The organism is Cryobacterium arcticum (assembly GCF_003185895.1).
Classification (GTDB): Bacteria; Actinomycetota; Actinomycetes; order Actinomycetales; family Microbacteriaceae; genus Cryobacterium; species Cryobacterium arcticum.
The window spans coordinates 1,468,837-1,488,681 of the sequence record NZ_QHLY01000012.1; the positions used below are offsets into that span (position 1 = coordinate 1,468,837).

Below are 19,845 nucleotides of genomic sequence, written 5' to 3' on the forward strand. Positions count from 1 at the left end.
GGGCGCGGCGGTCGATCCTCGATCGAAATAACACAACAACTCTTGCGCAATATCTGTTGTGCTTATAGGGTCGGGGACATGACAGCCCGGGAACCCACTCGCACGACGCTCAGTTCGGCCGCCTCGATGCGGGTGCTCGCGCATCCCACCCGGCTGCGACTGCTGGGGCTGCTGCGCGAACGCGGCCCGCAGACCGCGGCCCAGCTGGGCGATGTCGTCGATGAGGCGCCCGGCACGATCAGCTACCACCTCGGCAAGCTGGCCTCCATCGCCCTGATCGAGCCAGCCGATGCCCAGAGCACCGACCAGCGCGAACGCTGGTGGCAGGCCACGACCGCACTGACCAGCTGGGAGCCCGCGGACCTGCTCGATGACCCCGAGAAGCTGGCGGCGTCGGCCGGGCTGCAGAAATCAATCGGCCAGGCTTATGCCGCCCGGTTCAGCGACTACATCGACGCGACGCCCACGCTGCCACGGGAGTGGGTCGCTGCCGGCGCCAGCGGCGACCGCAGCCTGCGCCTCACCGTCGAGGAACTCACCGCGATGCGGGCCGACCTGGAAGCCCTCGTCGACCGATGGCTCGACACCAGCGCCGCCCACGACCCGGCCGTCGCGGATGGCGCCGAGCCCGTGGTGCTGGTCTACCAGGCCTACCGCCGACCCTGAGCCCGGCCGATGACGACGCACCAGGCGGATGCCCGCCGCAGCAACCGGCGCGCCACCGGCTCCCTCTCGGCCCTGCTCGCCGCCCATGCCATCTCGCAGACGGGCAACGTGGTCACGGCCTTCGCGATCCCGTTCTACGTGCTCAGCCTGGGCGGCTCGGGGGTGGAGGTCGGCATCGCCGCGTTCTTCGCCACCGCCCCGATCGTGCTCGGCGGTGCGTTCGGCGGCGTGGTGGTCGACCGAGTGGGTCACCGGCGCGCGGCGATCGTCGCCGATCTGGTGAGCGGCGCGGCGGTGCTCGCCATCCCAGTGCTGGCCCTCACGGTGGGTCTGCCGTTCTGGGCGTTGCTCGCGCTGGTGTTCGCCGGTGGCCTGCTCGACACCCCGGGGCAGACGGCCCGACGCGTGATGCTGCCGGCGCTCACGGCGCGAGCCGGTGTGCGGCTGGAGCAGAGCGTGGGCCTGCTCGACGGGTCGGAACGGTTCGCGAAGCTGATCGGCGCCTCGGTCGCCGGTCTGCTCGTGGCGCTGGTCGGGCCGATCCCGGCCCTCTTCGTGAACGCGGCTACCTTCGCCGTCTCCGCGTTGCTCACCTGGGCATTCGTTGCCGCCGCACCCGCGCCCGCGCGGCCCGACCGCTCGGACGCACCGCGCACCTCGTACTGGGCCGACCTGGCCGAGGGCTTCCGCTTCGTGGTGCAGGACCCGCTGATGCGCTTGATCGTCGGCCTGGTGCTGGTCACCAACCTGTTCGATGCCGCTCGCGGTTCCACCCTGCTGCCGCTGTACAACAACGACCGTCTGGGCGGTGCGGCCGCGCTGGGCCTGCTGGTGGCGACGATGGGCGGATGCGCCCTGGTGGGCAATGTGGCCTTCGGCTTCGTCGCCCATCGGGTGCCTCGCCGGGTGACGTTTGCGGTGTGCTTCGTTCTGGCCGGCGGCCCGTCGAGCGCCGCCTTCGCGCTCGGCGCATCGCTGCCGGTGTTGGTCGCCGCGACCGCGCTCTCGGGCCTGGCCGCGGGTGCGATCAACCCGATCCTCGGCACGGTACAGCTCGAGCGCGTGCCCGAGCACATGCGCGGCCGGGTATTCGGGCTGATCAACGCCGGCGCCTGGGCCGGTGTGCCGTTTGGCGCCCTGCTCGGCGGGATCGCCGCCGACTCGATCGGCCTGGCGTTGGCGTTCGGCCTGATCGCGGTGCTCTACACCCTCGTCACCCTGAGCCCGCTGGCGGGTGGGTCGTGGCGGCTGATGGAGCGCCAGCGGGGTGAGGACCACCGGCAGTAGCCCCGGCCCGTCCACGCCGAAGCCGGACGTCAGACACCTACCGCGGGGCATCCTCCGCCGCCTCGAACCGGGTATCCCGCCGGTAGTCGAGTCGTCGGGCGGCGAGGGCGGCGGCTACCTGCCCGGGCGCATCCTCGCCCACCAGGAGGCGAAGCCGGGTGTCGGCCGGGTCGGCAACGTGCCGGAGGATCGCGGCCGCCGCAGCCCGCGCCGGTGTGCCGGTTCCGGGCTCGTCGGACTCGGGCCAGGGCACCTCGGCGGTGCCGAACAACCCGGTGCGCAGCGGATCGTAGGCCGGGTGGGGTGTGCTGAACCGCATGCTGGCGGCGGCCCAGTCGGTGTTGATCTCGCCCGGTTCCACGATCGTCACCCGGATGCCGAACCCGGCCACCTCCGCGGCGAGCGCCTCGCTGAACCCTTCGAGGCCCCACTTGGCGGCGTTGTACAGGCCCAGGGTGGGCATGGTGCCGACCGCGCCTACGGTGGAGATCTGCACGATCTGCCCGGCACCCTGCTCACGCATCACCGGAACGGCCGCCTGGCTCAGCCACATCGGCCCGAACAGGTCGGTATCCACGATCGCCCTGGCCTCCGCTTCGGTGACCTCTTCGAGGGCGCCGATGAGGCCGTAGCCGGCGTTATTGACGAGCACGTCGAGGCGACCGAACACCTCGACGGCGCGGGCGACAGCCTGCCGGGCGGCCGCACGGTCGCACACGTCGAGACGGTGTACCCGCAGTCGCTCGTGCTCGGGCAGGGAGTGCTCGCCCCGCACCGTGGCGAAGACCGAATGACCGGCGGCGAGGGCCGCTTCGGTGAGGGCGAGGCCGAGCCCGCGACTCGCGCCGGTGATGAACCAGGTCTGGGAGGCATCCATACATCGAGCCTAGAACGTGGCCCCGACCGGGAGCTAGGTCAGGCGGCGGTGCAGCCGCACGGTCACCTCGTCGCCGATGCCCTTCTGCAGGCGAGCCCGAACTTTGGCGTTCAGCGAGATCATGTGGCCGCCTCGACCGGTGACGAGCAGGCCCAGGTTCTCGATCTCGACCTCATCGACCGCCACGTCCACCCGCACCGACCGTTTCGTGCCGAAGAGTTCGGCCGAGTCGGGCACCTCCACGCAGTCCCAGATCTGGCCCTTCACGTCCACGCCGATCAACGCGGTGAAGGTGTGGTCGAGGGTCTGCGGAAGTTCGGTCATGATCGGGTCTCCAGTCTCGGCGGCCGGGTTCTAGCCGTTCTGCAAGGCTACCGGCGGGTGTTCGGCCACACAGAAGAGATTGCCCTCTGGATCGGCCAGGGTGGTCCACTGCACGTGCGGGTATTCGTCGAGCACGTCCCACTTATAGGTGGCGCCGAGAGCGATGAGCCGGTCGACCTCCGACTGCCGGGAGCCCCACGGCACCGTCAGGTCGAGGTGCGAAGACTGGTGCTCGGGCCGCGGCGCGGTCTCGGGCTGGAAGAACATCGCGAAACCGCCGGGAGCAGCCGGCGGCAGGTACACGCTCTCGCCGCCGGGCGAGGGTGTCGCTCCGGTCGCGGCTGCCCAGAATGCGGCCAGTTCGGCCGGGTTCCTGGCCTCGAGATTGAATGCGCCGAGGGTGATCTGGTGAGTCGTCATGGTCGCGACGCTATCAGGCACGGGAGACATTCCCCCGGCCGGGCCGCCTCCAGGCCGGCCCCCTCAAATGGCTGTTCCGAGGTCGAAAACGGGCCAGTGCTACCGTTACGCACCCCGTTGTTCGCGTTATGGGGACGGATGATTATCGAAACCAGGGTGAAAAATCATCACTGCACAGTCCAAGAATCGGCCGCCCATGACGGCCGGGGCAACGAAAGGAAGCGCCACCATGTCGGAGCACGCTCTGCGAATCTGGAGCGCCGTGGGCGCCGGCATCCTGATCGTCGGGGTGGTCGCACTGTTTGCCGGGGTGGCGATCTGGCAGCCGCTGAGCACCGCGCCCGACATCTGGACCGCCGCGACCTGGGTGCTGCTCGGGGTCGGCCTGGTGCTGACCATCCTGGCCACCTCCACCCTGGCGGCCAGATCCGGGCAGCACTGAGGCGACCCGCGCTTGATTCGTGGTGCGTCTAGAGATCGGCTCACGGGGTCTCGACAAGCTCGACCAGCGAAAAGGCAACAAGCTCGACCAGCGGAAAGGCAACACGCTCGACCAGCGAAAAGGCGAGAGACGAGTCAGCCGGCGTGGGAGGAGCGGGTGGCCTGCAGGGCGTAGCGGGCGGGGGTCATGCCGAATCGCTGCTTGAACGCCACGATGAAACTGCTGGCCGACTCGTACCCCACCTCCCCGGCCACGGACTGCACCGGCTGGCCGCGGGTGAGCATCCCCGCCGCGGAGTGCAACCGGGCCTGGATGCGCCAGGCCCGGAACGAACTGCCGGTGTCGGCCACGAACGCCCGGGCGATGGTCTTGGCGCTCACCCCGAGCCCGGCCGCCCACTGGCTGAGCTCGCGCGCATCCGCCGGGTTGTCGAGCAGGGTCGACGCGATCAGCCGGGCGCGCGGGTCCTGCGGCAGGGCCACCACGTCGTGCTGCACCGGGGCGTGCTCGAGCAGGTCCACCAGCAGGGCGTGGCACTTGCTGCGCCGGGCCGGATGCAACGCATCCGTCACGTGCGAGATCAGCGCCCGGCTGAGCTCGTCGGCCTGCACCGCGCGGGGCCAATGCCAGTGGTCGCCGGCCGGGCGCGCCGCCGGGTCGCTGTAGACGCTCACCAGCTCACCGGGGCCCTCGAAGCTCATCTCGTGCAGCATGCCGGCAGGAATCCAGACCAGGTGGTCCTGCCGCACCCGCCAGTGGTCGCCGTGCACGGTGAGCCCCATCGAGCCCGAACTCATCCACGCCAGCTGGTCCTCCTGGTGCAGATGGGCGTCGAAGTGCGTCGCCCGGCCTACCTTCGACCGGGATGCGGTGAAATTGTCGAATGTCGTTCCGGCAACGTCCTCGGGCCGAACCGGGGTCAGAACCGCCGCAGGATGTTTGCTACGAGACATGCGTGTGTCTTTCTGTCAGCATCGGTGTCCGCTCGGGACGATGGCGGCTATTCTTAGGCAAGGCTAACCTGACTGGGTCCTGCACTGCCACCTCCTCCCCCATCGAAGGACCCATGAACGTCATCTCTTCCGGCCGACGCACAGCCCCCGTCGCCGCCAGACTTATCGCCCTCAGCATTTCCGTCGCCCTCACCGGCACCCTGTTGGCCGGCTGCAGCACCGCCTCCGCCGAGGCCGACGCCAACCCGAACTACACCACCACCGCCTCCGACACCTTCCCGGTCACCGTGGAGCATAAGTTCGGCGAAACCACCATCGACGCCGAACCGCAGCGCGTCGTGGTCGTGGGCCTGACCGAGCAAGACATCCTGCTCGAACTCGGCGTCACCCCCATCGCCACCACCGAGTGGTACGGCGAACAGCCCTACGCGGTGTGGCCGTGGGCCACCGAGCTGCTCGGCGACGCCGAGCCCACCGTGCTCTCCCAGGCCGACGGCCTGGAGTACGAGAAGATCGCCGCGCTGAAGCCCGACCTCATCGTGGGCACCAACGCCGGCCTCACCGAGGAGACCTACGACAAGCTCACCGAGATCGCCCCCACGGTCACCAGCGTCGAGGGCTCCACCCAGTACTTCTCCAGCTGGCAGGACCAGACCACCCAGGTGGCCAAGGCGGTCGGCCGTTCCGCCGAGGGCGACGCGCTCATCGCGGGTGTCGAGACCGCCTACGCCGAGGCGGCCGCCGCGCATCCGGAGTTCGCCGGCCTCACCGCCACGTTCTCGCAGGGCGCCCCCTGGGAGGGCAACCTCTGGGTGTACCCCGACGGCCTGAACACCGACTTCCTCACCGACCTGGGCTTCGTCATCACCCCGGGCCTGGAGGAATTCGCCCCGCAGGAGGGCTCGCAGGCGCAGATCTCGGCCGAGAACGTGGGCCTGCTCGACGCCGACGTGATCGTGTTCGCCACCGAATCCGACGACGGCATCGGTGAAGTGCTCGACTTCGGCACCATCGCCAGCCTCGACGCCGTCACCGGCCAGCGCGCCATCTTCACGGATGCCGAGCTCGCCGGCGCGATCTACTTCCTCACGCCGCTGAGCCAGAAGTACGTGCTCGACAACTTCGTGCCGCGCCTGGAAAAGGCCGTGGCCGGCACCGCGCCGCAGGCTTCGGAAGGCTAAACCCGCCCGTGAGCATCGACACCGAGACCGCGCAGCACCCACCGCTGCGCGGTTTCGGTGTGCCCGCGCACCCGCCCACCCGGGCCCCGCAGGCCCCGGCACACACGCCCCGGCACGCCAACCGGCGCCGCCTGCTCGGCCTCCTGGCCGCGATCGCCGCGCTGGTCGTTGCCGTGATCCTGAGCATCCTGTTCGGCTCGAGGCAGCTCAGCGCCGACGAACTCTGGCACGCCCTCACCGCCGCCACCGGCACCTCCGCCGACCAGGTGGTGCTCGACCTGAGGGTGCCGCGCACCATCGCCGGCCTCGTGGTGGGCGTGGGCCTCGGTGTCTCCGGCGCCGTGGTGCAGGCCCTCACCCGCAACCCGATCGGCGACCCCGGCGTCCTCGGCGTCAACGCCGGCGCGGCCCTGTTCGTGGCGCTCGGCGTGGCCCTGTTCGGCGCCAGCGTGCCCGCCGACTACCTCTGGTTCGCCTTCGCCGGCGCGCTGGTGGCCACCGTGCTGGTCTACCTGATCGGCTCGGCCGGCCGCGGCGGCGCCGACCCGGTGCGGCTCACCCTCGCCGGAGTTGCCCTGGCCGCGGTGTTCACCGGCCTCACCACCGGCATGACCCTGCTCGACCCGCTCACCTTCAACAAGCTGCGCGGCTGGAGCGCCGGCTCCTTCGTGGAGCGCGGCTTCGACGTGGTGCTGCCGGTGCTGCCGTTCGCAGTGCTCGGCGTGGCGCTCGCGCTGCTCTCCGCCCCGGCGCTCAACGCCATGGGTCTCGGCGACGACCTGGCGCTCTCCCTCGGCACCCACATCATCCGCACCCGGGTGGTGTCGGTGATCAGCATCACCCTGCTGGCCGGATCGGCCACCGCCATCGCCGGGCCGATCGGCTTCGTCGGCCTGATGGTGCCGCACATCGCCCGCTGGATCGTGGGGCCGGACCAGCGCTGGATCATCCCGTACTCGATCGTGCTCGCCCCCACCGTGCTGCTGGTCTCCGACGTGATCGGCCGGCTGATCCTCTGGCCGAGCGAGGTGCCGGTGGGCATCGTCACCGCGTTCGTGGGCGCCCCCGTGCTGATCTACCTGGTGCGCCGGGCGAAGTCGAGCACCCTGTGAGCAGCGTCGGCGGCCGCATCGACTTCGGTGCCCGCGTCGTGGTCGTGCGCCGCGGCCCGGTCGCGCTGCGATTCCGGATGCGCACCGCCCTGGTCTGCCTCGCCCTCGCCCTGGCCACCGTCACGGTGTCGCTTGTCGCCCTGTGCCTGGGCGATCTGCCGCTGACCGTGCCCGAGGTGATCTCGGCGTTCGCCGGCCAGCAGAGCGGCATCGTCGAAACCGTCGTGCTGCAGTGGCGGCTGCCCCGGGTGCTGGGCGCGGCGGTGTTCGGTGCCGCCCTCGGTGTTTCCGGCGCGATCTTCCAGTCGATGACCCGTAACCCGTTGGCCAGCCCCGACGTGATCGGCCTCTCTGCCGGCGCCTACGCGGGCGGGCTGATCGTGATCATCCTGATCGGCGGCGGCACCCTGCCCACCACCATCGGCGCGCTGATCGGCGGGTTCGTCGCCGCCGCGCTGGTCTACCTGCTCGCCTACCGGCAGGGCGTGCAGGGTTTCCGGCTGATCATCGTGGGCATCGGCGTCTCCGCCATGCTCGGCGCCCTGAGCACCTACCTGGTGCTGCGTGCCCGGCTCGAGGTGGCCATGACCGCCGCCATCTGGGGTGCCGGTTCGCTGAACAAGGTCGGCTGGCCGCAACTGCTGCCGCCGCTGGTGGTCATCGGCCTGGTCTTCGTCGCGTTGGCGTTTCTGATCACGCCGCTGCGCCAACTCGAACTCGGCGACGACGCCGCCAGCTCGCTCGGCACCCGGCTGGAACCGGCCCGGCTCGGCCTGGTCGTCGGTGCCGTGGCGCTCACCGCCGTGGTCACCGCGGCGGCCGGCCCGATCGCGTTCGTGGCCCTCGCCGCCCCGCAGATCGCCCGGCGGCTCACCCGCTCGGCCGGCGTGGCGCTGGCGCCGGCGGCGTTCCTCGGCGCGTTCGTGCTGGCCGCATCCGATATTGTTGCCCAGCATGTTTTGGCCGTGCCGTTACCGGTGGGGGTGGTCACCGTCGTCGTCGGCGGCGGCTACCTCATCTGGCTCCTCATCCACGAAGCACGGAGACGACTATGACCCCCGCCCACCCGTTCCGCCTGGGCTCGGATGCCGTGACCGTCGGCTACGACCGCCGCATCATCTCCACCGACCTCTCGGTGCAGATTCCCGACGGCTCGTTCACCGTGATCGTGGGCCCGAACGCCTGCGGCAAATCCACCCTGCTGCGCTCGCTCTCCCGCCTGATCACCCCCACCGCCGGCCAGGTGGTGCTCGACGGCCGGTCGATCGCGTCGTACAAGGCGAAAGAGGTCGCCACCGTGCTCGGCCTGCTGCCGCAGACCGCGCTCGCGCCCGACGGCATCACCGTGGCCGACCTCGTAGCCCGGGGCCGGCATCCGCACCAGGGGTTTCTCCGCCGCTGGTCGGTGGAAGACGAGGATGCCGTGCTCGCCGCCATGACCGCCACCGGCATCACCGATCTCTCCGGCCGACTGGTCGACGAGCTCTCCGGCGGGCAGCGGCAACGCGTGTGGGTGGCGATGGTGCTGGCCCAGCAGACCCCTCTGCTGCTGCTGGATGAGCCCACCACCTTTCTCGACATCGCCCACCAGATCGACCTGATGGAGCTGTTCACCGACCTCAACGAACAGGGCAGCACCCTCGTCGCGGTGCTGCACGACCTCAATCAGGCCGCCCGGTACGGCACCCACCTCATCGCGATGAAGGAGGGCCGGATCGTGGCCGAGGGCGCGCCCGCCGAGATCGTGACCGCGGAGCTGGTGGAAGAAGTGTTCGGTCTGCGCTGCCTGGTGGTGCCCGACCCGGTCACCGGCACCCCGTCGGTGGCGCCGATCGGGCGCGCCCGGGTGCGCACCCGATGAGCCGTCGCCGTTTCCGTCTTCCCCTGTTGCTGCAGGCGCCCGCCGAACCGATCCGCACCCGGCCGCTCCGGCTCGATGCCCGCACCACGCCGGCCCGCTTCACGCTGCGGGTGATTTTCGGCGCCCGCCGGTTCACCGTGCCGTCGGCGCTGCTCAGCGTGGTGCATCAGCTCGGCGAGGCGCTCGTGCCGGTGCTGATGGGGCTCTCCATCGAACGCGCCGTGAGCACCGGGGACCTCCGCCAGCTGCTGCTCTGGCTCACCCTGCTCGCCGCCGACTTCGCGATGCTGTCGTTCTCCTGGCGGTACGGTTCCCGCATCGGCGAGCTCGGCATGCTCGCCGTGCAGCACCGGCTGCGCAGCACCATCACCGAGCACCTCCTCCGCGCCACCCCCGGCGCCGCGCCCGCGGTGCCTCCCGGGGTGGCGCTCTCTCTGGCCACCTCCGACGTGAACCGGCTCTCCTACGCCGTGATGATCGGCATCTACCCGGTGGGCCAGTTCGCCGCGGTGCTGTTCGGCGGCGCCATCCTGCTCAGCCTGTCGTGGCCGCTCGGCCTGGCCATGCTGCTCGGCGCCCCGCTGCTGCTCTGGGTGACCGACCGGGCCGGCGGGTCACTGCGGCGCCGCAGCGGCGCCGAGCAGGAGTCCGCCGCGACCGCCGCCGGCCAGGCCGCCGACCTGATGGCCGGCTACCGGGTCATCCGCGGCATCGGCGCCGAAGCCGAAGCGTCGGTGCGCTACCGCCGCGCCAGCCGCACCGCCCTGGCCAGCACCCTGCACGCCCGCCGCGCCGAGGGCACATTCACCGGCGCGATGGACCTCGTCACCGGCCTGTTCCTCACCGCCATCGCGGTCGCCGCCGCCCTGGTCGCCCTCGCCGGTCAGCTCGGCCTGGGCGAACTGATCACCGTGATCGGCCTCACCCAGTTCCTCATCGCGCCCCTGCAGAACGTGGCCAAGACCGCCGGCACCCTCTGGGCCAGCGGCACCGCGTCGGCCGAGCGGCTGCTCACCCTGCTACGGGCGGATGCGCCGGCCGGGGCCGAGTCGCCCGCCTCGCTGGATCCGCTCGAGTCGCCGCCCACCGGCATCCGCTCGGCCGGCCTGCTCGAGGGCATCGACGCCGGCGAGATCGTGGCCGTCGCCGCCGACGGCGTCACCGCGGAGGCCTTGCTCGCCGCGCTCCGCCGTGAGCAGCCCGGTGCCCTGATCGTGCCGCACGCCGCGCACCTGTTCGCCGGCACCGTGCTCGACAACGTGGCCCTTCCGCTCGTTCCCGCGCACCGGGTGCGGGCCGCCCTGCTCGCCGCCGGCTGTGACGAACTCGCCGAGGTTCTTCCGCACGGGTATGACACGCCCGTGGGCGAGAACGGCACCGCGCTTTCGGGCGGCCAACGCCAACGGGTGGCGCTGGCCCGCGCCCTCGCCCAGGACGCCCCGGTGCTGGTACTGCACGACCCCACCACCGCGGTCGACGCCGTCACCGAAGCCGCCATCGCCGGCCGGTTGCGCGGAATCCGCGGCCAGCTGCGCACCCTGCTGATCACCCGCTCCCCCGCCCTGCTTGCCATCGCCGACCGGGTGCACACCCCCGGCGACGAAGCGCGCACCCTCGCGGAGGCGATCCGATGACCGCCGCATCCGCTGTGCACAGCGACAAGCTGCCCATCGCCGACGGCCGCACCGTGCTGCGCGAAGCGTGGGGCATTCTCGGCCGGCGCTGGTGGCATCTGGTGTGGCTCGTGCTGGTGCTCGTGGCCGGCGCGGTGGCGGGTATCGTGTCGCCGTTCGCGCTCGGCGCCATCGTCGACGCGGTCAGCGCCGGGCTGGACTCCGGCGATGCGTCCCTGGTCTGGGGGCTCGGCGCGCTCATGGCCGGCGCCGTGATCGTGGGCGCGCTGCTCACCGCGCTCGGCGTGGTCGCCGCGTCGAACTTGTTCGAAACCATGCTCGCGGAGCTGCGCGAGCGCATGGTCGCCGCCGCGTTTGCGCTGCCGCAGGCGCAGGTGGAACGGGCCGGCACCAGCGACGTCATCTCCCGCGCCGGCGACGACGTGGCCGAGGTCGCCCAGGCGATCCCCAGCGTGGTGCCCGCCGTCACCGGCGCGTTCGTCACCATCGCCGTCACAGTGGTGGGCATGGCCGTGATCGACGGCTGGTACGCCCTCGCCCTCGTCGTGATCGTGCCCGTGCACGTCTTCGCGGTGCGCTGGTACCTGCGCACCGCCCCGCAGATCTACGCCGGCGAACGCGCCGCGATGGCCGAGCGCACCCAGCACCTGCTGGACTCGCTGCGCGGCATCGACTCGGTGCGCGCCTACGGCCTCGGCGACAACCACGTCACCGGCATCGCCCGGGTCTCCTGGGCGGTGGTGCGGTTCACCATGCACGCGCGCGCGGTGCAGAACGCGTTCTTCGCCCGACTCAACTTCGCCGAGTTCCTCGGCATGGCCGGCCTGCTCATCGTCGGCTTCCTGCTCGTCGGGGCGGATGCCGGCACGATCGGCGGCACCACCGCCGCGATGCTCTTGTTCCTGCGGCTGTTCAACCCGATCAACCAGCTTCTGTTCGTGGTCGACGAGCTGCAGTCCGCACTGGCCTCGCTGGCCCGCATCGTGGGTGTGATCACGGCGAGCGCCGACGAGCCGGGGGCGGATGCGTCCGCGTCGGCGCCGCGCTCGGCCGGCGCTCCCGCTGCGATCTCGGCACCGCCGCCCGGCATCAGCACCGCCACCGACGACGCCGCCGTCGCCGACACCGCCGACATCACGGTGCCGCCCGGCACCAGTACCGCCACCGACACCGCCGCTGCCGCTGCCGCCGCAGACACCGCTCTTCGCATCGAGGGCGTCACCCACTCCTACACCTCGGGCCACCGGGTGCTGGAGAACATCGACCTCACCGTGCGCCCGGGCGAGACCGTCGCGATCGTGGGCGCGTCCGGGGCCGGCAAGAGCACTCTCGCCGCCATCGCCGCTGGCGTGCACACTCAGACCGCCGGCACCGTGCACCGGCCCGGCCAGGTGGTGCTGGTCACCCAGGAGGTGCACGTCTTCGACACCACCCTGCGCGCCAACCTCACCTTCGCCCGGGCGAACGCCACCGACGCCGAGGTGTTGGATGCGCTCGGCCGAGTGGGCGCCGACCGTCTCGTGGCACAGCTGCCGCACGCGCTCGACACTGCCCTGGGCGCCGGTGGAGAGTCGCTCACCCCCGCGGCCGCCCAGCAGCTGGCGCTGGCCCGGGTGCTGCTCGCCGACCCCGCGGTGGTGATCCTCGACGAGTCCACCGCCGAGGCCGGCTCCGCCGACGCCGACCAGCTCGAGCGGACAGCCCGGGCCGTGGGCGAAGGCCGAGCCGTGCTGCTCATCGCCCACCGGCTCACCCAGGCGGCCCAGGCCGACCGGGTGATCGTGATGGAGCGCGGCCGCATCACCGAGCAGGGCACCCACGCCGAGCTGCTCGAGGCCGGCAGCGCCTACGCCAGGCTCTGGTCAGTCTGGGCCGAGAACCGCTGACCGGCCGCGCTGGCCGACCCCGCCGCGCTTCCGCTGGTCGAGCCTGTCGAGACCCCGCTGGCCGCGCATCCGCCGCTCGCGCGCTCGAGACGGCCGCTAAAAAGGAAATAGTGAGCTAAAAAGGACTCCTCAGGCGATTTCGTCCTTTTTAGCTCACTAAATCCTTTTTAGCGGACGCCCCCCCCCGGCGGCCTGCGTCGCGATATCCGCGCCTCCGTGCGGGCAGGCGTGTGGCAACCCACTGCTCGGGCCGATGGGCCGCCGGCGGTCACCCAGATCTGGGGGCACGGATGCATCCGCGACGGTCCATTTTCAGCCACGTGGGCCGACCTCCCGGTCCTGTCCTTCGTACTGAAGCTGGGAAACCCGGCGGACTTCGTGACGAATCGTCCCCCGGGAACATCTCATAAGTGAGGCGAGTCTTCGACCTCGCCCCTGGTGAAAGGAACCCCATGAACGACAAGATTTCCGAGCAGGCCCACGACTTCGCCGAAGACGCTGCCGACAAGGCGCAGAACGTCGCGGAAGACACCGCCGACAAGGCCCGCAACCTCGCAGGCGACACCGCCGACAAGGCGCAGGACATCGCCGAAGACGCGGCAGCCAAAGCCCGCGACCTCGCTGAGAAGGCTCGCGATATCGCCGAGGACACCGTCTCGAATGCCAAGGCGGCTCTTCGCAACCTCGACGACAACACCGAATCCGCCGCCGCGGCCGCGCAGCAGTATGCGACCGAGACCCTCGACAAGGTCTCCTCGGCTTACAAGCGCGACCCCATCCGGGTCGTCGCGATCGCCACGGTCGGCCTTGCCGTTGTAGCTGCGATCCTCACCGCACTCACCAAGCGCAAGTAGCTCCCTCCCTCGGCGCAGACCCGTGCCCGGCAGCTCAGAACGGGCGCCGGTCGGCCGCTAGGAGTGGGTCGGGATGCCGATATTCCACACCGAGCCGAGGGCGGCACTGCCGGCACTCGTGACGTCCACGCCCCGCCCGCCGGGCCGACGCACGATCCACTGCTGCTCGGTGAGACGCCGGGCGATCGCGGCGCCGACCGCCCCGCCCAGGTGCGGTCGGCGTTCGGTCCAGTCCGGGCACGGTCGCACCAGTGGGCGGCGGGTCCGCCCGAGAGCGTCGACATCGATGCCGCGCTCGGTCAACTGACGGATGCCGACGGGCGTGAGCGCGGTCAGCTCCGGGTCGATCCAGCCGTTACCGGTCAGAGCCGTCGACAGGGCGATACCGAGTCGCCCGGCGAGGTGGTCGTAACAGAACCGGGCGTGCGCCAGATCGCGAGCCGCCACGCTCTGCCTGTAACCCACTACCGGGCTCGGCGGGCACAGGTGGCCGAGCTGTTCCAGCGCTGATGCCACCCCGGCGTCGGCCAGCGCGTAGAACCGCTGCCGTCCGCGCGGCAGGCAACTCACCAGGCCGGCATCCAGCAGCACGGCGAGGTGCTCGCTCGCGGTCGAGGCACTCACCCCGGCGGACGCGGCCAGTTCGCTGGCGGGCCGGGTGGAGCCATCCATCAGCAGGTTGAGGAAGGTGGAACGCACCGGAGCGGCCAGGGCGTGCCCGATGCCGGAGAAGTCGCGGCTCATCCCCCCAGAATACGCGCGGATGCTTCGGCGCATCCCGAAGCTTTCTCGACGTACGGTATCGCCATGACAACACACACCTACGCCACCGCAGTGCAGTGGGAGGGCTCGACCGGTCTCGGCTACCGGGGGTATTCGCGCGCTCACGCCGCCACCGCCATTCCCGCCCACGCGACCCTCGCGCTCAGCGCCGACGCCGCGTTTCGCGGAGACGCCACCCGGCTCAACCCGGAGCAGCTGCTCGTGGTCGCCGCCAGCTCCTGCCAGCTGCTCTCCTTCCTCGCCGTCGCCGCGCAGCACAAGGTCGACGTGCTCGGCTACACCGACAGCGCCAAGGGCGTGATGGACGACACTGCCGAGCCCGCCCGCATCTCCCGCATTGTGCTGCGCCCGGTGGTGACCGTCGCCGCCGGCACCGACCCGCTCGAGGTGGTGCGGCTCGCTCAACTCGCCCACGAGGGGTTGTTACATCGCAAACTCGATCTCCAGCGACGTGCAACTCGACGTGACGGTGGTCTCCGCATGAGCGGCGCGTTCCGCGACCTCAGCGTCCTCCTAGCCGACCGCCCCGGCTCGCTCGCGGAGTTCGGCCGCATCCTCGGCGGCGCAGGCGTCAGTCTCGAGGGCGGCGGCGTCTTCACCCACGAGGGCGTCGCGATCGCGCACTTCCTCGTCGACCACGCCGAGCGCGGCCGCGCCGCCCTCGAGGCGCACGGCATCGGACCGGTCACGATCAGCGACGTGGTCACGCTGCGGCTCGACCAGGATCTGCCCGGCCAGCTAGGTGCCTTCAGCCAGACGGTGGCGGATGCCGGCATCAGCATCCGGGTGCAGTACAGCGACCACGACCACCGCCTGGTGCTCGTGGTCGACCCCGACCGGCAGGCCGAGTGCCTGCGAATCGCGGCCGAGTGGGACGCCGCCCGGGAGGCGCGGCACGCCTAGCGCCCATTCGCCGGCTTCGCGGGTCAGGCGCCGGTACGCGCGTGGCGCGCCACCCGCGAAGCGGCGCCTCGCACGCGAAACTCCCCCAGGGCGGGCGTGACCGCCCCGCGCCCGCAACGGGCTGCGCTCAGGCCGACTCGTCCATGGGGATCGCGGCGAACTCGCGTACCACCAGCCGGGGCGTCACCATCCGGTGCCGGGGCTCGTCTGACTCCGGTGCCCCGCTCACGTGCCCGCCGAACTCGCCGGTCAACAGCTCCAGCACCCCGGCGGCGACCTCCTCCACCGACTGGTCGACGCTCGACAGCCCGATTGCGGCGGCGATGGGGGTGTTGTCGTAGCCGGTGACCGGCACCCGATCGGGGTTGGCGATCATGGCGCCCAACGCCAAGGAGTCGCTGGCGCAGAGCACTGCGTCCAGCACGCCCGCGCTCCGCCGCAGTTCCTGCATGGCCGCGGTGCCCTCGGCCACGCCGTCCACGGTGACGACCTCGAGCGCGGCCAGGTCGTTCTCGGTCACGTCGCCGCGCTCGAGCATCGCATCCCGCCAGCCGCGCCGACGGTCCTCGCCCGTGCCCGAGGGGCTGGGCCAGCCGATGTAGCCGATCCGCCGCGCGCCGGTCTCCTGCGCCGCCCGGGTGGCCTGGTGCAGGCCAGCCCAGCCGTCCACATCCACCCAGAGGTGCTGCGGGTCGTTCATGTCATTGGTACCCCACGGCCGGCCGAAGGTCACGAAGGAGATGCCGTTCTCGATCAACCACTCCGTGCGCGGGTCGCCCGCGAAGGTGGAGGTGAGCACGAAGCCGTCCACGTCGGCACCGTCGTTCAGACGCTGCAGCTGGGTGATCTCGTCTTCGGGGCTGGTGGCGGTGAACAGCAGCACTCGCAGGCCCAGCCGGTCGGCCTGCTCGGTCAGGGCATGCAGAAACCGGTCGAGCACCGACCCCGAGATGCCGTCGATCATCGGGTCCAACCGGATGCCGATGGTGGAGCTGCGCCGGGTGCGCAGCCGCCGGGCCGACGCGTGTGGCCGGTAGCCCAGCTTGGCGATGGCGGCCTCGACCCGCTCGCGGGTGTCGGCGCGCACGATGCCGGGCGAGTTCATCACGTTCGAGACGGTCTGGCGGGAGACACCGGCCGCCAGGGCGACATCCGTCACCGTGGGCATTGCGGCCATGGCTCCCCTCCCCACACAAGTCCGGAATGGATCGATCCAAACACCGATCCCCCACAGAGTACCGCGTTTGACCCCGCCCACACCGGTCCGAATTAGATCGATCAAAAAAAGATTTGATCGATCAAATAAATTCAGCTACTGTGACCACTACACAAGCAACGCGCACCGCAGCGCGACAGAAGGAGCATCAAGATGCAACGACGCAACTCCCGCTGGCTGATCGGCGCAGGCCTCACCGTCGCCGGCGCCCTCACCCTCAGTGCATGTGGTTCCGGATCCGGCTTCGGCAGCGACACTGCAGACTCCGGCGGCGAACTCACCAGTGACTCCTCCCAGGGCCTCTCCATTCTGATCGGCTCCAGCGGCGACGCCGAGACCGCTTCCGTCAACGCCGCCGTCGCCGCCTGGTCCGAGGAATCCGGCACCGACGCCGAAGTCAGCGTGGCCAGCGACCTCAACCAGCAGCTCGCCCAGGGTTTCGCCGCCCAGAAGCCCGCCGACGTCTTCTACCTCTCCACGGATGCCCTCGCCGGCTACGCCTCGAACGGCTCCCTCCTCGCTTACGGCGACGAGCTGGCCAACAAGGACGACTTCTACCCGAGCCTGGTCAGCTCGTTCACTTACGACGGCGACTTCTACTGCGCCCCGAAGGACTTCTCTACCCTGCAGCTGATCATCAACACCGACCTCTGGGCGGCGGCCGGGCTCACGGATGCCGACATCCCCACCACCTGGGACGAACTCGCCACCGTGGCCAAGACCCTCACCACCGGCACCCAGGTGGGCCTGGGCATCGGCGGTGAATACGCCCGACTGGGCGCGTTCATGGCTGAGGCCGGCGGCAGCCTGATGAACGAGGACAGCACCGAGGCCACCGCCAACAGTGCCGAGAACGTCGAGGGGCTCGAGTATGCGCAGACCCTGCTGAACGACGGTTCGATGAAGTACGCCACCGAACTCGGCGCAGGCTGGGGCGGCGAGGCGTTCGGCAAGCAGCTGAGCGCCATGACCATCGAAGGCAACTGGATCACCGGCGCCATGACGAACGACTTCCCCGACGTCAACTACACCGTCGCCGAACTGCCGGAGGGCCCGGCCGGCAAGGGCACCCTGCAGTTCACCAACTGCTGGGGTATCGCCGCCGACAGCCCCAACCAGGCCGCCGCGCTCGACCTGGTCGAACACCTCACCAGCAAGGACGCCCAGCTCAGCTTCTCCGCCGATTTCGGCCCGATGCCCTCGATCCAGTCGGCGGCCGAGGAGTGGAAGAGCGCCAACCCCACCCTGGCGCCGTTCCTCGCCGGAGCGGACTACGCCAAGGGAGTGCCCAACGTGCAGGGCGCAGCGGATGTCGTGAGCGACCTGAACGCGCAGCTCGAGTCGCTGAAGACCGGCGACGCGCAGGCCATCCTCGACTCCACCCAGAAGAACCTCGAAGCCCTGCTGAAGTAGCCACCATGTCGACGTCCACGCGTATGGCTCGCCGCTCCGGAATCCGGGGCGGCGAGGCCGCCTCGGGGTGGCTCTTCACCGCCCCGATGATCATCCTGCTCGGCATGTTCCTCGTCATTCCGGTGCTGATGGCCCTCTGGGTCAGCTTCTCCGACTGGAACGGCCGGGGTAGCCCCTTCTCCGGTTCGGTGTCGTTCGTGGGCTTCGACAACTACTCCGCCCTGGTCGGCGGCGGCGGCCTGGCCGAACAGGACTTCGGCACGGCGCTGCGCAACAACGCCTGGTACGTGCTCCTGGTCGTGCCGATCCAGACCATGCTGTCGCTGTTCCTGGCGGTGCTGGTGAACCGGCAAATCCTGCGCGGCCGCGGCTTCTTCCGCACCGCGTTCTACTTCCCGTCGGTCACCAGCTCGGTGGCGATCACGGTGCTGTGGCTGTTCCTCTTCAGCTCCACCGGCGCCGTCAACAAGCTGCTCGGGTTCATCGGCGTGAACGGCCCGAACTGGTTCAACGACCCCAGCGGCGTGCTGCACAACATCCTCGGTGTCTTCGGCGTGCAGAACGGCCCGGCCGCGCTCACCGGCAACACCTTCCTCGGCATCTCCTTCTGGGAGTGGCTCGCCGGACCGTCCGTGGCCATGAGCGCGTTCATCCTGATGGCCGTGTTCACCACCAGCGGCACGTTCATGCTGTTGTTCATCGCCGCGCTGCAGAACCTCGGGGGCGACGTGGTCGAGGCCGCCATGATGGACGGTGCCAACGGCTGGCAACGGTTCTGGCGGGTCACCCTCCCCCAGCTGCGGCCGACGCTGTTCACCGTGCTCACCCTCGGCCTGATCGGCGCCTGGCAGGTCTTCGACCAGATCTACACCGGCACCCAGGGCGGACCGGGCAAGACCACCCTCACCCCGGCGTATCTCTCCTATCAAACGGCGTTCACCAACCAGGCCTGGGGCCAGGGCGCCGCGATCGCGTTCATCCTGTTCGTGATCATCGTGGTCTTCACCCTGTTCCAGCGCTGGCTGTTGGCCGAACGCGCCGTCTCCGCCCGGCGGATGCGCCTGTACGTGCAGACTCCCACTCCCGGAGGTTCCAAATGAGCACCACCGTGAGAGCCCGCGTGCACCCCCGCACGCCGTCGCAGCGGTTGCGCCGGCTGAGCCGGCCGCAGCTGCCCACCAGCGCGATTGCCGGCCGGTCGCTGCTCTACGCGGTGCTGATCGTGCTCGCCATCATCTACATCGCCCCGTTCCTGGTGCAGGTCGCCACCTCCTTCAAAACGGATGCCGAGGCCGCGAGCAATCCGATGTCGTTGATCCCGGCCACCTGGTCGTCGGCCGCGTACGAGCGGTTGTTCCTCAACTCGGACTTCCCGGTCTGGTTCAAGAACTCCGCCATCGTCACGGTGTTCGTCACCCTCGGCCGGGTGTTCTTCAATTCCCTGGCCGGCTACGCCCTGGCCCGGCTGCACTTCCGCGGCCGCAACCTGATCTTCGCGCTGCTCATCGCGGTGATGAGCGTGCCCGGTGTCGTGCTGCTGATCCCCAAGTTCCTGGTGATCAACCAGCTGGGCATCTACGACACCTACGTGGCCATGATCGTGCCGCTGCTCACCGACGCCGCGGGCGTGTTCATCATGAAGAACTTCTTCGAATCGATCCCCGCCAGCGTCGAGGAGCAGGCCCGCATCGACGGCGCCGGCACCTTCCGGGTGTTCTGGTCGATCGTGCTGCCGATGGCCCGGCCCGCGTTGGTGACGATCATCATCCTGTCGTTCCAGGGCTCCTGGAACGAGCTGTCGCACTTCATCGTGGCCACCCAATCGGCCGAGCTCACCACCCTCACCAAGGGTGTCGCGTCGCTGGCGTCCGGGCAGCTGAGCCAGGGCACCCAGTACCCGCTCAAGCTCGCCGCCGCAGCCATCATGACCATCCCGGTGGCGGTGATGTTCTTCATCTTCCAGAAACGCATCATGAACACCACCGACGGGGCGGTGAAGGAGTAGCCGGTCCTCCCCAGCCCCTCCCCGCCAC

Annotated in this window: 20 protein-coding genes; 14 read left to right on the forward strand and 6 right to left on the reverse strand. The window is 70.3% G+C overall.

Annotation, left to right across the window (positions count from 1 at the left end):
- The first annotated feature begins 78 nt into the window (after positions 1-78).
- Together CTB96_RS16580 and CTB96_RS16585 are read left to right on the forward strand one after the other, a co-directional pair.
- Positions 79-666: a helix-turn-helix domain-containing protein gene (locus tag CTB96_RS16580; protein WP_110127905.1), complete on the forward strand. Its 588-nt coding sequence runs from the start codon at positions 79-81 to the stop codon at positions 664-666.
- Positions 667-675: 9 nt separating this feature from the next.
- Positions 676-1,953 carry an MFS transporter gene (locus CTB96_RS16585; protein ID WP_110127906.1) on the forward strand — a complete coding sequence of 426 codons (1,278 nt, stop codon included), beginning with the start codon at positions 676-678 and terminating at the stop codon, positions 1,951-1,953.
- Positions 1,954-1,990: 37 nt separating this feature from the next.
- Here the strand turns inward: CTB96_RS16585 and CTB96_RS16590 are convergent, their stop codons facing one another.
- Genes CTB96_RS16590 through CTB96_RS16600 form a run of 3 tightly spaced genes read right to left on the reverse strand, consistent with a single transcriptional unit; the run spans position 1,991 to position 3,574 of the window.
- Positions 1,991-2,830, reverse strand: coding sequence for an SDR family NAD(P)-dependent oxidoreductase (locus CTB96_RS16590; protein WP_110127907.1), 840 nt, complete (start codon positions 2,828-2,830; stop codon positions 1,991-1,993).
- Between the two features lie 33 nt (positions 2,831-2,863).
- Positions 2,864-3,154, reverse strand: a complete 291-nt coding sequence (locus CTB96_RS16595; protein WP_110127908.1) for a DUF1905 domain-containing protein — start codon at positions 3,152-3,154, stop codon at positions 2,864-2,866.
- 30 nt (positions 3,155-3,184) lie between these two features.
- A complete protein-coding gene (locus tag CTB96_RS16600) occupies positions 3,185-3,574 on the reverse strand; it encodes a VOC family protein (RefSeq protein ID WP_110127909.1) in 390 nt (129 codons plus the stop codon).
- A gap of 229 nt (positions 3,575-3,803) precedes the next feature.
- Here CTB96_RS16600 and CTB96_RS16605 point away from each other — a divergent pair, with 229 nt between their 5' ends.
- Positions 3,804-4,016 (forward strand): hypothetical protein, encoded by a 213-nt coding sequence (locus CTB96_RS16605; RefSeq protein ID WP_110127910.1) that lies wholly within the window; start codon positions 3,804-3,806, stop codon positions 4,014-4,016.
- Between the two features lie 134 nt (positions 4,017-4,150).
- Here the strand turns inward: CTB96_RS16605 and CTB96_RS16610 are convergent, their stop codons facing one another.
- Positions 4,151-4,969 (reverse strand): AraC family transcriptional regulator, encoded by an 819-nt coding sequence (locus tag CTB96_RS16610; RefSeq protein WP_110127911.1) that lies wholly within the window; start codon positions 4,967-4,969, stop codon positions 4,151-4,153.
- 113 nt (positions 4,970-5,082) lie between these two features.
- On the opposite strand from CTB96_RS16610, the gene CTB96_RS16615 reads away from it, so the two are divergent.
- The 7 genes from CTB96_RS16615 to CTB96_RS16645 all read left to right on the forward strand — a co-directional run bounded on the left by CTB96_RS16615 (position 5,083) and on the right by CTB96_RS16645 (position 13,497).
- On the forward strand, positions 5,083-6,150 hold the full coding sequence (locus tag CTB96_RS16615; protein ID WP_110127912.1) for an ABC transporter substrate-binding protein: 1,068 nt from the start codon (positions 5,083-5,085) through the stop codon (positions 6,148-6,150).
- A gap of 14 nt (positions 6,151-6,164) precedes the next feature.
- Positions 6,165-7,262: an iron chelate uptake ABC transporter family permease subunit gene (locus CTB96_RS16620; RefSeq protein ID WP_427846509.1), complete on the forward strand. Its 1,098-nt coding sequence runs from the start codon at positions 6,165-6,167 to the stop codon at positions 7,260-7,262.
- A complete protein-coding gene (locus CTB96_RS16625) occupies positions 7,259-8,317 on the forward strand; it encodes a FecCD family ABC transporter permease (RefSeq protein WP_248283416.1) in 1,059 nt (352 codons plus the stop codon). Before CTB96_RS16620 ends, CTB96_RS16625 begins: the two co-directional genes overlap by 4 nt.
- Positions 8,314-9,123 carry an ABC transporter ATP-binding protein gene (locus CTB96_RS16630; protein WP_110127913.1) on the forward strand — a complete coding sequence of 270 codons (810 nt, stop codon included), beginning with the start codon at positions 8,314-8,316 and terminating at the stop codon, positions 9,121-9,123. Before CTB96_RS16625 ends, CTB96_RS16630 begins: the two co-directional genes overlap by 4 nt.
- Positions 9,120-10,757: an ABC transporter transmembrane domain-containing protein gene (locus tag CTB96_RS20840; protein WP_110127914.1), complete on the forward strand. Its 1,638-nt coding sequence runs from the start codon at positions 9,120-9,122 to the stop codon at positions 10,755-10,757. Before CTB96_RS16630 ends, CTB96_RS20840 begins: the two co-directional genes overlap by 4 nt.
- A complete protein-coding gene (locus CTB96_RS16640) occupies positions 10,754-12,643 on the forward strand; it encodes an ABC transporter ATP-binding protein (protein ID WP_110127915.1) in 1,890 nt (629 codons plus the stop codon). Before CTB96_RS20840 ends, CTB96_RS16640 begins: the two co-directional genes overlap by 4 nt.
- Positions 12,644-13,095: 452 nt before the next feature.
- Positions 13,096-13,497: a hypothetical protein gene (locus CTB96_RS16645; protein ID WP_110127916.1), complete on the forward strand. Its 402-nt coding sequence runs from the start codon at positions 13,096-13,098 to the stop codon at positions 13,495-13,497.
- A 57-nt stretch (positions 13,498-13,554) separates the two neighbouring features.
- On the opposite strand, the gene CTB96_RS16650 is transcribed toward CTB96_RS16645, so the two are convergent.
- Complete coding sequence (locus CTB96_RS16650) at positions 13,555-14,241, reverse strand: ArsR/SmtB family transcription factor (protein ID WP_219993274.1); 687 nt, start codon at positions 14,239-14,241, stop codon at positions 13,555-13,557.
- Positions 14,242-14,304: 63 nt separating this feature from the next.
- Here CTB96_RS16650 and CTB96_RS20845 point away from each other — a divergent pair, with 63 nt between their 5' ends.
- The gene (locus tag CTB96_RS20845; protein WP_248283417.1) at positions 14,305-15,183 is read left to right on the forward strand and encodes an OsmC family protein; all 879 of its coding nucleotides are present in this window, start codon (positions 14,305-14,307) and stop codon (positions 15,181-15,183) included.
- Positions 15,184-15,310: 127 nt separating this feature from the next.
- On the opposite strand, the gene CTB96_RS16665 is transcribed toward CTB96_RS20845, so the two are convergent.
- Positions 15,311-16,360: a LacI family DNA-binding transcriptional regulator gene (locus tag CTB96_RS16665; RefSeq protein ID WP_110127919.1), complete on the reverse strand. Its 1,050-nt coding sequence runs from the start codon at positions 16,358-16,360 to the stop codon at positions 15,311-15,313.
- Positions 16,361-16,552: 192 nt separating this feature from the next.
- Between CTB96_RS16665 and CTB96_RS16670 the strand changes: the two genes are divergently transcribed.
- Genes CTB96_RS16670 through CTB96_RS16680 form a run of 3 tightly spaced genes read left to right on the forward strand, consistent with a single transcriptional unit; the run spans position 16,553 to position 19,817 of the window.
- On the forward strand, positions 16,553-17,812 hold the full coding sequence (locus tag CTB96_RS16670) for a sugar ABC transporter substrate-binding protein (RefSeq protein ID WP_110127920.1): 1,260 nt from the start codon (positions 16,553-16,555) through the stop codon (positions 17,810-17,812).
- Positions 17,813-17,817: 5 nt separating this feature from the next.
- Entirely contained in the window at positions 17,818-18,912 is a 1,095-nt protein-coding gene (locus tag CTB96_RS16675; protein WP_110127921.1) for a carbohydrate ABC transporter permease, read from the forward strand.
- Positions 18,909-19,817, forward strand: a complete 909-nt coding sequence (locus tag CTB96_RS16680; RefSeq protein ID WP_110127922.1) for a carbohydrate ABC transporter permease — start codon at positions 18,909-18,911, stop codon at positions 19,815-19,817. Before CTB96_RS16675 ends, CTB96_RS16680 begins: the two co-directional genes overlap by 4 nt.
- The last annotated feature ends 28 nt before the right edge of the window (positions 19,818-19,845 follow it).